Source organism: Alkalimonas amylolytica, from assembly GCF_900107845.1.
GTDB classification, from domain to species: Bacteria; Pseudomonadota; Gammaproteobacteria; order Enterobacterales; family Alteromonadaceae; genus Alkalimonas; species Alkalimonas amylolytica.
In genome coordinates this window covers 12,223-26,436 of sequence record NZ_FNRM01000006.1, presented here as the reverse complement: position 1 = coordinate 26,436, position 14,214 = coordinate 12,223, and the positions used below count along the sequence as shown (strand labels likewise).

At 51.2% G+C, this 14,214-nt stretch carries 12 protein-coding genes and 2 tRNA genes; 8 read left to right on the top strand and 6 right to left on the bottom strand.

Annotation, left to right across the window (positions count from 1 at the left end):
* Positions 1 to 16: 16 nt before the first annotated feature.
* The 5 genes from pth to lolB all read right to left on the bottom strand — a co-directional run bounded on the left by pth (position 17) and on the right by lolB (position 3,867).
* Positions 17 to 613 (bottom strand): aminoacyl-tRNA hydrolase, encoded by a 597-nt coding sequence (gene pth, locus BLW37_RS12045; RefSeq protein WP_091343219.1) that lies wholly within the window; start codon positions 611 to 613, stop codon positions 17 to 19.
* Positions 613 to 1,236 (bottom strand): 50S ribosomal protein L25/general stress protein Ctc, encoded by a 624-nt coding sequence (locus tag BLW37_RS12040; protein ID WP_091343217.1) that lies wholly within the window; start codon positions 1,234 to 1,236, stop codon positions 613 to 615. Before BLW37_RS12040 ends, pth begins: the two co-directional genes overlap by 1 nt.
* Positions 1,237 to 1,390: 154 nt before the next feature.
* Positions 1,391 to 2,335, bottom strand: a complete 945-nt coding sequence (locus BLW37_RS12035; protein WP_139243711.1) for a ribose-phosphate pyrophosphokinase — start codon at positions 2,333 to 2,335, stop codon at positions 1,391 to 1,393.
* 84 nt (positions 2,336 to 2,419) lie between these two features.
* Positions 2,420 to 3,268 (bottom strand): 4-(cytidine 5'-diphospho)-2-C-methyl-D-erythritol kinase, encoded by an 849-nt coding sequence (ispE, locus tag BLW37_RS12030; RefSeq protein WP_091343213.1) that lies wholly within the window; start codon positions 3,266 to 3,268, stop codon positions 2,420 to 2,422.
* A complete protein-coding gene (gene lolB, locus BLW37_RS12025; RefSeq protein ID WP_139243710.1) occupies positions 3,265 to 3,867 on the bottom strand; it encodes a lipoprotein insertase outer membrane protein LolB in 603 nt (200 codons plus the stop codon). Before lolB ends, ispE begins: the two co-directional genes overlap by 4 nt.
* Before the next feature lie 82 nt (positions 3,868 to 3,949).
* Between lolB and hemA the strand changes: the two genes are divergently transcribed.
* The 5 genes from hemA (at position 3,950) to kdsA (ending at position 9,879) form a co-directional block, all read left to right on the top strand.
* Positions 3,950 to 5,197, top strand: coding sequence for a glutamyl-tRNA reductase (gene hemA, locus BLW37_RS12020; protein WP_091343209.1), 1,248 nt, complete (start codon positions 3,950 to 3,952; stop codon positions 5,195 to 5,197).
* Between the two features lie 36 nt (positions 5,198 to 5,233).
* On the top strand, positions 5,234 to 6,322 hold the full coding sequence (gene prfA / locus BLW37_RS12015; protein WP_091343206.1) for a peptide chain release factor 1: 1,089 nt from the start codon (positions 5,234 to 5,236) through the stop codon (positions 6,320 to 6,322).
* Between the two features lie 3 nt (positions 6,323 to 6,325).
* Positions 6,326 to 7,180, top strand: a complete 855-nt coding sequence (gene prmC, locus BLW37_RS12010; protein ID WP_091343204.1) for a peptide chain release factor N(5)-glutamine methyltransferase — start codon at positions 6,326 to 6,328, stop codon at positions 7,178 to 7,180.
* Positions 7,181 to 7,264: 84 nt separating this feature from the next.
* Positions 7,265 to 8,845, top strand: a complete 1,581-nt coding sequence (locus tag BLW37_RS12005) for a DUF3369 domain-containing protein (protein ID WP_091343202.1) — start codon at positions 7,265 to 7,267, stop codon at positions 8,843 to 8,845.
* Positions 8,846 to 9,030: 185 nt separating this feature from the next.
* The gene (kdsA, locus tag BLW37_RS12000) at positions 9,031 to 9,879 is read left to right on the top strand and encodes a 3-deoxy-8-phosphooctulonate synthase (RefSeq protein ID WP_091343200.1); all 849 of its coding nucleotides are present in this window, start codon (positions 9,031 to 9,033) and stop codon (positions 9,877 to 9,879) included.
* Between the two features lie 53 nt (positions 9,880 to 9,932).
* Here kdsA and BLW37_RS11995 read toward each other — a convergent pair whose 3' ends face one another.
* Positions 9,933 to 12,197 carry a hybrid sensor histidine kinase/response regulator gene (locus tag BLW37_RS11995; RefSeq protein ID WP_245785722.1) on the bottom strand — a complete coding sequence of 755 codons (2,265 nt, stop codon included), beginning with the start codon at positions 12,195 to 12,197 and terminating at the stop codon, positions 9,933 to 9,935.
* Positions 12,198 to 12,579: 382 nt separating this feature from the next.
* Between BLW37_RS11995 and BLW37_RS11990 the strand changes: the two genes are divergently transcribed.
* The 3 genes from BLW37_RS11990 (at position 12,580) to BLW37_RS11980 (ending at position 14,200) form a co-directional block, all read left to right on the top strand.
* Positions 12,580 to 12,655, top strand: a tRNA-Phe gene (locus tag BLW37_RS11990).
* A 60-nt stretch (positions 12,656 to 12,715) separates the two neighbouring features.
* Positions 12,716 to 12,791: transfer RNA gene (locus BLW37_RS11985), tRNA-Phe, on the top strand.
* Between the two features lie 197 nt (positions 12,792 to 12,988).
* A complete protein-coding gene (locus BLW37_RS11980) occupies positions 12,989 to 14,200 on the top strand; it encodes a phosphopentomutase (protein ID WP_091343722.1) in 1,212 nt (403 codons plus the stop codon).
* The last annotated feature ends 14 nt before the right edge of the window (positions 14,201 to 14,214 follow it).

Here is a 14,214-nt window from a genome sequence, read left to right as displayed (position 1 = left end):
AGCGACATGCTGCCAGTTACGCGGTGGTGGCCTGAAAACTATGCAAACGGCTTTGCGCTTTGACCAGGCCATCCTTCAACAGTATTGGCAGACAACGCAATGCCTCATCAATACTGGCTTCGATTAGTGTTTGCTCACTGGCTGGTGCTTTGCCAAGCACATAGCCGGTAACTTTGTGTTTATCCCCCGGATGGCCAATACCAAGCCGTAACCGCAAAAAGTTGGCATCATTGGCCAGCCGTGCTGTGGTGTCTTTTAAGCCATTGTGACCGGCGTGACCGCCTCCGAGTTTAAAACGGGCAACCCCTGGCGGCAGCGCCATTTCATCGTGCGCGACTAAGATGTGCTCGGTGGGGATTTTATAAAACTGCGCCACGGCCTGCACGGCTTTGCCGCTTAAATTCATAAAGGTGGTGGGGATAAGCAGTTTGATATCGTGACCAGCCAATGGAATACGGGCTATATCACCAAAGTATTTGGGCTCATGTTTTAGCGACGTCTGAGCCTGTCGTGCCAGTTGTTCTACAAACCAGGCGCCGGCATTGTGTCTGGTCTGGCTGTATTCGGGGCCTGGATTACCCAGGCCCACGATCAGCTGGATCGGCTGTGACATTACTCAGCAGATTCGGCTGCTTCACCTTCGTCAGTATCTACTGCTTTACCAGCAGGTTTGTTGACAGAAACGACAGCCAGGTCATGGCCTTCGCCTTTGGTCAACTGAGTGAAGGTAACGCCTTTCGGGGCAACCAGATCAGACAAGTGGATGGTCTGACCGATTTCAACATTGCTCAGATCAACTTCGATGAACTCAGGCAGATCTTTTGGCAGCACGTTGATTTCTACTTCGTTGGCACCGTGAACAACCACACCGCCTTTCTTGATGGCAACGTCTTCGTTCAGGAAGTGCAGAGGCACAGTGGTGTGCAGTTCATGGCCAGCTTCAACACGTTGGAAATCGACGTGCAGGATTTTTGGCTTGAACGGGTGACGCTGCATATCTTTGACGATGGCCTGGATCTTTTCTTTGCCGACATTCAGGGTCAGAATGTGCGAGTAGAAAGATTCAAAGCTTTGTGCTTTCAAAAGCTTAGAGTGCTCTAACGTGATTGACAGAGCATCTTTGTGACCACCGTAAATGATGGCTGGTACTTTATCCTCGTGACGCAGGCGGCGGCTCGCACCTTTCCCCAGGTCAGTCCGGACTTCAGCATCTAATGTATAAATTGCGTCAGACATGGGCTTTCTCCAATAATTCATAAGGTTCCACAGCCCGCGACCAGACTGTGGGACGTTCACCCCCTGAAGGGGCGCGACATAATACCACCCGAAGAATCAGCGCGCAATGAAAAAGGCACCCTGAGGTGCCTTCTGTCACTGCATCGAGATGTGCTTAATCAAACATCGACGAAATGGATTCTTCATTGCTGATGCGGCGAATGCACTCGGCCATCATCTCGCTTAGCGACAGCTGGCGCACTTTGGCGACTTTCTTCATCTCAGCACTGAGTGGAATGGTATCGGTCACGATCAGTTCATCGATCACCGAGTTGGCAATGATTTGTGGCGCATTGCCGGAGAACACCGGGTGGGTGGCGTAGGCAAACACCCGCTTGGCGCCTTGCTCTTTCAGTGCTTCAGCGGCTTTGCACAGGGTGCCGCCGGTATCAATCATATCATCGACCAGAATACAGTCGCGATCCTTCACATCACCGATGATGTGCATCACTTGCGACACATTGGCTTTAGGGCGACGTTTGTCGATGATGGCTAAATCGGCATCGTTCAACAGCTTGGCGACAGCTCGGGCCCGGACTACGCCACCGATATCCGGTGAAACCACCACCGGTGATTGCAAATCCTGCTTGCGCATATCTTCCAGCAGCACCGGGCTGGCAAAGACGTTATCGACCGGCACATCAAAGAAACCCTGGATCTGCTCGGCATGAAGGTCCACGGTCAGTACCCGATCCACTCCAACGCTCGACAGAAAATCAGCCACGACTTTGGCGGTAATAGGCACCCGGGCAGAACGGACCCGACGATCCTGGCGAGCATAACCAAAGTAAGGTAGCACCGCAGTGATCCGGCCGGCAGAAGCACGACGTAATGCATCCACCATCACGATCAGTTCCATCAGATTGTCATTGGTTGGCGCACAGGTGGACTGAATGATGAAAACGTCGGAGCCACGGACATTTTCATTGATCATGACGCTGACTTCGCCATCGCTGAAACGGCCAACATCGGCATCACCTAATTTGATGTAGAGTCGGCTGGCAATTTTGCTTGCGAGTTCTGGTATGGCGTTACCAGCAAAAACCTTCATATCGGGCACGGTAGGATCCTCAGGGCAGTTGGAGTCCGGTTAAACAGTTTTGACCCTGCCACAAGCAGGGCCCTGATGGTAATAGATGCGGCATTACCTAAACGCGGCCAGAGCAGCCAGGGTTGGCGACTCATTGACCCCTCTGGCAACAAAGCCCCGACAGAACGGGGGCAAGTTGCGCAGAGCAGCTTCCGCTTGCAAACGATCAGAAAACGCGGCGAACACACTGGCTCCGGTCCCTGTCATGCGGCTTGGGGCGTATTCTAACAACCACTGTAAGGTGAATGCAACATTCGGATAGAGCTGACTGACCAGTGGCTCGCAGTCGTTACGCCACTCCGACTCCAGTACTTGCTGCCGGCTGATTTTGGCTGTATCTCTTGGCAAATCAGGGTGTTGAAATATTTCTTTGGTGGAAATATGGCAATCTGGTGTGGCGACCAGGTACCAGCGTTCGGGCAGTGCAATCGGCGTAAGATGTTCACCGACGCCTTCGGCAAACGCCGTGTAACCCTGCACAAAAACGGGCACATCGGCGCCCAGTTGCAAGCCGAGCCTGGCCAGTTGCTGCTGGTTCAGTTCCAGTTGCCACAGCTGGTTCAGCGCCAACAGGGTGGTGGCGGCATCGGAAGATCCGCCCCCCAGGCCGCCGCCCATGGGCAATCGTTTCTCCAGTTGGATCCGTGCACCCTGAGTACAGCCGGTGGTACGCTGCAATAAACGCGCGGCTTTTAGCACCAGATTGTCCTCGGTCACCAGCTCAGCCTGATTGCAGCTTAAGGTGAGCTCTGCGCTGGGAAGGACTGAAAAATGCAGGGTATCGCCATAATCCAGCAGCTGAAAAATACTTTGCAGCTCATGATAGCCATCGGCTCTGCGCCCGGTGATGTGTAAAAATAAATTCAGTTTAGCCACGGCCGGCAAGCTGAGTTGGGCACTCATAGTTGCCAGCTCCGGATCACCAGCTTGATATGAAAATCATCCGATTGCACTTCGATGTTCCTGGGCAGGGCCAGGCCATCGGGGAAAAAGCGTTGATAGCGCACCTGCCAGCGGTAGCCACTGCGATCCAACAATTCGAACGCAATTAAACGGCCAAGCGCATCGTATTCTTTGGCGCTGGCATTGTCGCCAGCCAGGCCTTTAAGCCACAACGACATATCGTCCAGCGGCAGGCTCCAGCCAGTCAGCGCCAGCATCAGCTCCGTGCTATTACTGGCTTGGTAATCTTCGCCCTGCACTTGCAAGCGGGTGCTGCCAGCGCTGCTTGCCAGGCTAAAAATACGAATGCCAAGAAAATTGGTCATCCGGGCCTGGTAGTCTTCGCCCTGCTGCTGCCAGTGCAGACTGCCGCTAACATTATCGGCCGGGCTGCGAATGCCCATGGTGGCGGTTAGCTCAAAGTGCTGCAGCTGCTCAATCCGCTCCAGCCGTTGCTTGGCCGAGAGTATTGGGCCATCAGTTTGGGGTTTTATGCTACAACCACTGAGCATCAGCGTCAGCAATAATAGGGTAAACAGGCTTTTTACGGCTATTGGCACACGAAAGTCCTCGTCTGAGCTTTTATTAACCTGGGGTTTTTCGTACAATTCGCCCCTTCAATATCAAGGTTATTACAGGTGAATGGCCATTTACGCATTAGGCATTAATCACAAAACAGCACCAGTGGCACTGCGTGAACAAGTGGCTTTTGCACCTGAACAGGTGCCGCAGGCGCTGCGTGAGCTGGCTACCGTGGCGAATGTCACCGATGCGGTGATCCTGTCTACTTGCAATCGAACTGAGTTGTATTTTAACGGTTCCACCGAGCAAGCGGAACAGGTGATTGCCTGGTTGAGTGAATTTCATCAATTAGACAGCCAATTACTGCAGCCGCATTTATATCTGTATCAGCAGCAGGATGCAGCAACACACCTGATGCGGGTGGCAGCCGGGCTGGATTCGCTGGTGTTGGGTGAGCCGCAAATCCTCGGCCAGGTAAAACAAGCCTACAACCAATCGCGCCAAGCCGGTACCATCAATCCGCAGTTTGAGCGTTTGTTTCAAAAAACCTTTGCCATTGCCAAGCAGGTTCGCACGGAAACGGAGATTGGTGCCAATGCGGTATCGGTTGCCTTTGTCGCCGTCAGCCTGGCAAAACAAATATTTGGCCGCTTGGATAAAGTCTCGGTGCTGTTGATTGGCGCCGGTGAAACCATCGAGTTGGTCGCGCGTCACTTAAAAGAGCAGGGTGCCAGTAAGCTAACAGTAGCCAACCGGACCTACGAGCGTGGCTTGGCACTGGCTGAAGCTTTTGGTGCCGAAGTGGTGACCTTATCACAGGTGCCTGCGGTGCTCGGCCGCGCTGATGTGGTGATAAGTTCCACTGCCAGTACCCTGCCTATTATTGGCAAAGGCATGGTAGAACAAGCGCTGAAAGTGCGTAAACACAAGCCGATGTTTCTGGTTGATTTGGCGGTGCCGCGTGATATTGAAGCCCAGGTTGCAGAGCTGGATGATGCGTACCTGTACACGGTGGACGATTTGCAGACTATCATTGCGCAGAATATGGAATCGCGCCAGCAGGCAGCGCAGCAGGCTGAGCAGATGATTGGTCTGGGCGTGGCGGAGTTTCAGCAGTGGCAATTGCTGCAGGGCAATGTCGACTGGGTGCGGGATTATCGCCAACAGTGCGAACAGATTAAAAACGAGTTGTTGGCCAAAGCAGCCAATCAACTGGTAGCCGGCCAGGAGCCGGAAAAAGTCATGGCCGAGCTGGCCAACCGTCTTAGCAACCGCCTGATGCACAGCCCGACCAAGGCCATCCGTCAGTTGGTGCAGGATGACCAACTTGAGCCGCAAAGGCTGATTAACATTTTACTCGACCTCTGATTCAGAGCCGGATTTTCCCAAGGAACCACAGTCATCATGAAAGCATCGGTATACGGCAAGCTGGAAGCCTTGACAGAGCGCTACGAAGAAGTTCAGGCGCTGCTCAGTGACGCCAGCATCATCGCCAATCAGGAGCGTTTTCGCGAGTTGTCGAAAGAATACAGTCAACTGGAAGATGTCAGCAAAGCTTTTTCGCACTACCAACAGGTGGAGCAAGGGTTAAAAGACACTGAGCTGATGCTGCAGGACAGTGATCCTGACGTGCGTGAGATGGCACAGGATGAGTTCAAAGAGCTAAAGCAGCAACTCGAAGCGCTGCAGGCTGAACTGCAAATTCTGATGTTACCGAAAGATCCGAATGACAGCAGCAACTGCTTTTTGGAAATCCGGGCTGGTGCCGGTGGTGATGAAGCGGCAATTTTTGCCGGGGATTTATTTCGTATGTACAGTCGGTTTGCGGAAAACCGCGGCTGGCGGCTTGAGGTGATGAGTGCCAGTGAAGGTGAGCACGGTGGATACAAAGAAATCATCGCGCATTTATCCGGTGAGGGCGTTTATGGCACCATGAAGTTTGAATCCGGTGGTCATCGGGTGCAGCGGGTGCCGGCGACCGAGTCGCAAGGCCGGGTGCATACTTCCGCCTGTACTGTGGCGGTGATGCCGGAAATTCCGGAAAGCGACGCCATTGAAATCAACCCGGCCGATTTACGGGTCGATACCTTCCGCGCATCCGGGGCCGGTGGTCAGCACGTCAACCGGACTGACTCGGCCATTCGTTTAACGCATTTACCAACCGGTATTGTGGTGGAGTGTCAGGAAGAGCGCTCACAGCATAAAAACCGTGCCAAAGCGATGAGCATGTTGCAATCGCGTATTCAGGCCGCTGAAGATGAAAAGCGCCGTTTGTCCGAAGAGTCGACCCGCCGCTTGCTGGTAGGCAGTGGCGATCGCTCAGAGCGTATTCGAACCTACAACTTCCCGCAAGGCCGACTGACCGATCATCGCATCAACCTCACCTTGTACCGGTTGAGTGAAATCATGGAGGGCAGCCTGGAGCTGGTGCTGGAACCGATTCGACAAGAGCATCAGGCCGATTTGCTGGCTGCCATGTCCGAAGACAACTAAATCATGGGGAATAACTCCGTCTGCACCATTGCCAGTTGGTTAAAGCAGGCTAGCACTGTGCTGGCGCAAGTCACGGGTGAAGCGGAGGTCGAAGCCAAATACTGCCTGAGTCATGTATTGCAGTGCAATTACAGCTACTTGTATAGCCACGCCGCGCAGCCGTTGACCGCAGAGCAGCGGCAACAGCTGGATGTCATTCTACAGCAGCGCCAAAGCGGCACGCCGCTGGCATATGTGCTGAAGCAATGGCACTTCTGGGATTTTGAACTGGCGGTATCGCCAGCCACCTTGATCCCACGGGCTGATACCGAGATTTTGGTAGAACAAGCGCTGCAGCTCTCACTGCCGGCAGATGCCAAAGTACTGGATTTAGGCACCGGCACCGGCGCCATTGCGCTGGCGCTGGCCAAAGAGCGGCCGGGCTGGCAGGTGATCGGTGTTGATTTGCAGCCAGAAGCTGTGGCCTGCGCTACTACCAATAAAGCTGCTTTGCAGCTGACAAACTGCCATTTTTTGCAGAGCAACTGGTATGCCGCCGTTAGGGCACGGCAATTTGAGTTGATTGTTAGTAATCCTCCCTATATTGAACCAAATGATGAGCATCTGCAGCAGGGCGACGTGAGGTTTGAACCTAAAACCGCCTTGGTGGCTGCTGAGCATGGGCTGGCCGATATTGAGCAAATAATTGCGGGCAGTGTGCAGCAGTTGCAACCGGGCGGCTGGCTGTTACTGGAGCATGGCTATCAGCAGGCAGGGGCTGTCCGCGAGCGTTTAGAAGATGCTGGCTTTAACCAGATCCAATCCAAAAAAGACTATGGTGGTCAATGGCGTATCAGCTTCGGCCAACGCACGCTCTAATCAAAGATCCTTGCATTAATCTTTGACCAATTGCCATTCTACACATATAACTTAAGGGTGGATGAGCCAAAGAGTGATGTGTGCATGAGCGATGACTTTTTATTCGCCGATGAAGTGCCGGAGCAGGAGCAACCGGAGCAAGCCAGCAGCCATGTCCGCTGGAAAGTGCTGGTGGTGGATGATGAGGCTGAGGTGCATGCCGTCACCAAGTTGGCCCTTAGCGACTTTAGCTTTCAGGGCAAGAACCTAGAGTTTATCAGTGCTTACTCCGGTGCTGAAGCCAAAGCTTTGATGCAACAGCATCCTGATACGGCCATCATGCTGCTCGATGTTGTGATGGAAACCGACGATGCCGGATTGCAAGTTGCGCGTTATATCCGTGAAGAGTTGATGAACAATCATGTGCGTATCATCTTGCGGACCGGTCAGCCTGGGCAGGCACCAGAGCGACAAGTGATCGTCAATTACGATATCAATGACTACAAATCCAAAACGGAACTCACCGCGCAAAAGCTTTTTACCGTCGTGATGTCGAGTTTGCGTTCCTACCGCGATATTCTCGCCATCGATCACAGCCGCCAGGGGCTGGAAAAAATTATTAATGCGTCGGCTGATTTGTTCTCTGCTCATTCGATGGAGCAGTTTATTGATGGCGTACTGCAGCAGCTCACCTCGATTCTTGGTTGCAACGACGATGCTCTGTTGGTGACATCTTCACTGGTGGCGGGTAGTCCCGGGGAGGATACCGATCCGGAGCATCTGATTGTATTTGCCGGTATGGGGGAGTTCGAGAAAAAAGAAGGTGAGCCGGTGACCAAGGTGCTTGAGCAACCGTTGCTTGAAGCCTTTCACGCTGCCTTGAAAACCCGTAGCATCGTCTACAAAGAAAATTATCTGGTGGCCTATTGCACCAGCAAATTTACCCATGGTTCATTACTCTATATCTCCGGGCTGCCTGGCCAGATAACTGACAGCCAGAAGAAATTGATTGAGCTGTTTTCACAGAATGTGCAGATTGCTTATGAGAATGTGCAACTGCAGCATGAAATTGAAGATACTCAGCGGGAAATCGTCTATCGGCTTAGTGAAGCGGTGGAGCATCGTTCCATTGAAACTGGCAACCATGTCAAGCGGGTAGCCTTTATCTGCTACGATTTGGCCAAAGCCTATGGCTTGCCGGAAGAGGAAGCTGAAAAACTGATGTTTGCCTCGCCGCTGCATGATGTAGGTAAGGTAGGTATTCCTGATGGCATTTTAAATAAACCTCAGCGGCTGGATGCGCGCGAGTGGGAAGTAATGAAAACCCATGCCACCATTGGGTATGACATTCTGAAAAACTCCAAGCGGGCCATTATTCAAGCCGGTGCCATTATTGCACGCGATCACCATGAAAAATGGGATGGTAGTGGTTATCCGGATGGCAAGAAAGGGGAGGACATTCATATCTATGGCCGTATTGCAGCCATTGCTGATGTATACGATGCCTTGCGTCATAGACGCTGCTACAAGTCCGCCTGGCCGTTAGAGAAAGTAGTTGATTTGATAGAGAGTGAGTCTGGCAAACAGTTCGATCCAAAGCTGGTAGAACTCTTTAAAACCCGTGTAGACAAACTGGAAGCTATTTTGAAGAAGTATCCGGATTCGGATGAAGACGATATTCGTTAACAGCAGCCAGGCTATAACTTGCTGTCATGTCTTAGACCTTCTTTAATGCTATGCTTCTAACCGCATTTCTGTCAGCCTACTTGATGGATAAGGCTGCTGTTTTTCCTCAGCTTATGACAAAATAGCTGCTTTAACGGCGTTCTTTGTCCTGTTCTGCTTGCACAGTATCAACTACAAGGGTTTTTATGACACAACAAACCATCGCTTTTGGCAACGTTACTGTAAATAACCAGCTGCCTTTTGTATTGTTTGGCGGTATGAATGTACTGGAGTCGCGGGATTTGGCGATGCGTATCGCCGAGCACTATGTAGCAGTTACCGAAAAACTTGGTATTCCCTACGTATTCAAAGCCTCTTTTGATAAAGCCAATCGTTCTTCCATTCACTCCTACCGAGGGCCGGGCCTGGATGAGGGGCTGAAAATCTTTCAGGAGATTAAACAAACTTTTCAGGTACCATTGATTACCGATGTGCATGAACCCTGGCAGGCAGCCCCAGTTGCGGAGGTGGTGGACGTACTGCAACTGCCAGCATTTTTGGCGCGCCAGACCGATTTGGTGGTTGCGATGGCCAAAACCGGTGCTGTGATCAATGTGAAGAAGCCACAGTTTTTGGCACCAGCAGAAATGCGCCATATTCTTACCAAGTTTAGTGAAGCGGGTAATGAGCAGGTGATGCTGTGCGAGCGAGGTTCCAGCTTCGGTTACAACAATCTGGTGGTGGATATGCTCGGCATGGATGATATGAAAGCAATGGCACCGGTTATTTTTGATGCCACCCATGCGTTGCAGCGTCCGGGGGGACGGGCAGACTCAGCCGATGGTCGTCGGGCTCAGGCGGCACAACTGGCACGTTCAGGCATGGCGCTTGGGCTGGCCGGTCTGTTTATAGAAGCGCATCCGGATCCTAACCTGGCCAAGTGTGATGGCCCCTGCGCCTTGCCATTAGCAAAGCTGGAGCCTTATCTGGCGCAGATGAAGGCATTGGACGAATTGATTAAAGGCTTTACAGAGCTGGATACCTCGGCGAGCTAGGTACTAACCCGGGTAGTAGATACTGAAGCCATCTTACTGAGGTCCGACAGTTGCTAATAGCGTTGTCGGACATAGTTCTCCACGGTCTGAAATTCTACTTTGAGCTGTCGGAAATACTCATGCAAACTGGCCCAGTCTTTCTTTGCGCAGGCTTGCTCTAACTGCAGTGCATGGGCTGTCAGATTTAATGCTCCGATACTTTTGGCCATGGCTTTTAACTGATGGGTTTGCTGACGAGCCAGCGAGCGTTCACGCTCCTGCAATGCTGTTTCTAGCGTGTTAAGCAGCGGTTTTGCCTGTTGAATAAAAAAATTCAGATGTTCCTCGTGCTTAGCTGGATCATTGCCCAGGTAATTGGCAATGGTGGTAAAGCAAATCGGTGCCTGAGGGCTTGTTTCCCGGGCGCCTTGCTGCGCAATTAATTGTTTATTGGGAGTTGGTTGTTGCGGTAACCATCGTTGTAGCAGGCTCTCCAGAATATTCAACTCTATGGGCTTAGTGATGTAGCCATCCATACCAATACTTAGACATTTTTGTTCTTCGCCTTTGAGTGCATTGGCGGTAATGGCAATGATGCGGGTAAACTGATTATCATCATTGGCTTGCAATGCTTCTTTTCTGACCGCTTCGGTCAGATCGTAGCCACTCATATTGGGCATATGCAGATCTGTCAGGATTAACGGGTAGCGGTAGTTTCGCCACATTTCCAGTGCGATGGCGCCATCGTCAGCGACTTCAGCTGCATAGCCCAGAGCATTGAGTTGATCCAGGATGACTTTCTGATTCATCTGATTGTCTTCAGCCAGCAAAATTAATTGGCCTTTTCGGCGAGCGGCTTCCAATGTTGGCGCTGTTTTAAATGCCTGCTGTTGGCTTTGTTCAAATAGTACATTGGTTTTTTTGCCAGCAGCTACTAAAATGGCATCTACTACATGGCTGCGACAAATAGGGGAACTGTGCAGATAAATCACCCGCTCGTTGCTTTGTTCCGTCAATTCAATCAAGTTGGTAATAACAACAAAACGAATTTGTTGTAACTTGCCGTGTTCAACCAACTGCGCAATCTGAGCACTACTAATTTGCTCATAGGTGGCATCGAGCAACCAGACGCCTTTGATTTTTGGCGGTAACAACTGCTGTTGTTCAGCGCGCTCAAGCAGCTGCTCGAAGCGCTGATAACTGTGATAATCTGCACCTAGATAGTCCAGGTAGCAGCTTAGATGTTCGGTATTGTCCAGATCCGTACTAAAAAGCACCAGCTGGACATCGCGTAACAGCTCAGCATCAAGCTGTTTTACTTCATCGGAACGGCGAAGCGGTATTTGCACCCGGAACTCGGTGCCTTTATCCAACTCACTTTGCACCTCAATCTGACCATACATTAAAGAGGTTAACCTCTGACAAATCGACAGGCCTAAACCGGTGCCACCAAACTTACGGGTAATGGAACCCTCAGCCTGATTAAATGGCTGAAATACATAGTTTATTTGCCGCTTGGTCATGCCCTTGCCATTATCTATGATGCTAAACAGTACCTGGCAGTAATCGATGGTGCTTTCCAGTAGGTCTGCCCGGATCACCACCAGTCCGGTTTTCTCCGGGGTGGTACTGGTAAATTTAATGGCATTGCCAGCCAGGTTGTAGAGTATTTGTCGCAGGCGAACCGGATCACCAAAAAGACCATCTGGAATCCGTGGGTCAATAAAGAGTTTTAAATCGATTTGACGTTGATGAGCAACCGATACCAAAATCCGGCCAACAGCTTCGATGATTTCTGCCAAAGAAAGCGGGATACTCTCCAGTTCCAGCTTGCCGGCCTCGATCTTTGAGAAATCGAGAATATCATCCAGAATCCGTAGCAGTGAAAACGACGACTCCCGAATGGTATCTGTCATGCGGAATTGAGCATTATTGAGAGTTGTTTTGCGTAATAAGTCCATGGTACCAATGATACCATTCATTGGCGTGCGGATTTCATGGCTCATGGTTGCCAGAAAAGTGGATTTTGCTTCATTAGCTTTTTCTGCGGTTAGTTTGGCGGTTTCTAAAGCATCGGTACGCTCTTTGATGCGTTGCTCTATTTCCTGCCGCAATTGGGCGATGTTCTGCTCTGCTTGCTGGTCGTTTTGTTCACCTTTCTCAATACGTTGCAATAGGCGGTTAATCAGACCGGCCAGTAAACCAAAGTCATGCTCACGGTGTTCATCAAGCCGAACATGATACTGCTCATCACGAACAGCAGTATGCAAAGGTTTCAGCAGGGGAGCGAGATAACGGTGCAGGAGTCGATTGCAGAGGTGGCTTATGGATGTCGCCATCAATACTGCAGTTAGACTGATGCTTAACAGACAGCTTAGCAGGGTCATGACTGACAGAGACCCGAGAGGGGCTGCACGCAATAACACGATGGCCAACAACATCAGCAGCGAACTAAACAGCAAACAAATTGGGAAGCTTCGCCAAAACAGTGGACCAAAAAACGATGATTTTTCCATGCGAGTACCAAGGCTATGAAAGGTTTAGGATATTTGCTTGCTTGTGGCTGATTGTAGCATAGGGCAGCTCGGGCTGAGAAATGAACTCTGAGTTCACAAAAAATGCCGACATGCCAGCACTTTGCTCAGAGAATAAGCGAACGCTTGCTGGAAGAAAAAAAATGATTGACTTGCTTTGGCAAAATCCGTTTAATACCTCCCCGTTGCCCAGATAGCTCAGTCGGTAGAGCAGAGGATTGAAAATCCTCGTGTCGGTGGTTCGATTCCGCCTCTGGGCACCATTCTTTCCTGCTAAGACTGGTGCTTGCAACTAAAACGTTTTGCCTTTTCAGGCACTGTATGCCCAGATAGCTCAGTCGGTAGAGCAGAGGATTGAAAATCCTCGTGTCGGTGGTTCGATTCCGCCTCTGGGCACCATTCCCGTCTTGTGTTATCACAACTTTCTTGTATTGAGTTGAGTCCGTAATTACGGCATCTCGCGATGTGTTCGGTAGTCCGATTGTTTGCACCTTTCCAATCCCCCTTGTTAACATCATTTTTTTTGGAAACTTGATATACTGTTCCAACAATCCCATCAATGCTGATGAGAACCCATTCAGCAAAGCGAGGCGATGATGACAAAGGCTGTGATCCTGGTACTGGATAGTTTTGGTGTGGGCTGTGCGCCCGATGCAGAACGTTTTGGTGATGTTGGTGCCAATACCTTAGCCAGCATTGCCAGAGAGTTTGTCAAAGTCAAAGGTCGTCAGTTGGAGTTACCTCATTTGGCCGGGCTTGGCTTGATTCGTGCGGCCAGAGCGGCATCGGATCAAACCATTTTGGTGCAGGATGCAGCTCAGGTGGCAGGAGCCTATGGTTATGCAGCCGAGCTCAGCAGTGGCAAGGATACCCCGAGTGGTCACTGGGAAATTGCTGGTGTGCCCGTGTTGTTTGATTGGGGCTACTTCCAGCAAAAAACGGATAGTTTCCCACAGGAATTGATCGCCAAATTGTGCGCTGAGACCGGCGTACCGGGGATTCTGGGGAACTGCCATGCTTCCGGCACCGAGATCCTAAAACAGCTGGGTGATGAGCATGTACGAACCGGTAAACCCATTTGCTATACCTCCGCCGACAGTGTATTTCAGGTAGCCGCCCATGAGGAGCACTTTGGCCTGGAGAGACTACTGGACTTTTGTCAGGCTGCCCGCCGTTTGCTGGATGAATACAACATAGGCCGGGTGATTGCCCGGCCATTTCTAGGGGCTGGCCCGGACACCTATGCCCGTACCGGTAACCGCCGTGATTACTCGGTGCTGCCGCCTGCGCCCACTGTGCTGGATAAACTGACTGAGGCGGGCGGTGAAGTCATCAGTATTGGTAAAATTGCCGATATTTATGCTCACCAGGGCATTAGCCGGGGGTTGAAAGCGACTGGGCTGGAGGCGCTAATTGATACCACGCTGCAGCAGATGCAACAAGCTGGCAGCAACAGTCTGATTTTCACGAATCTGGTTGATTTCGACCAGAATTATGGTCACCGACGCGATCCCATAGGCTATGGTGAAGCGCTGGAGTATTTCGATAGCCGTTTACCTGAGGTTATTGAAACACTGGATGACGATACGCTCTTGCTGCTGACCGCTGATCACGGCTGTGATCCTACCTGGCCAGGTACCGAACATACCAGGGAGTTTATTCCAGTATTGTGTTACCGCAAAGGGATGGCTGACGTTGATCTTGGTCAGAGGAACAGCTTTGCTGATATAGGCCAGACATTGACCGACTTTTTTTCGCTGGAAGCCATGTCTTATGGCGATTCATTTTTTAAGCAATTAACGACCTAATAAGAGAATATCTG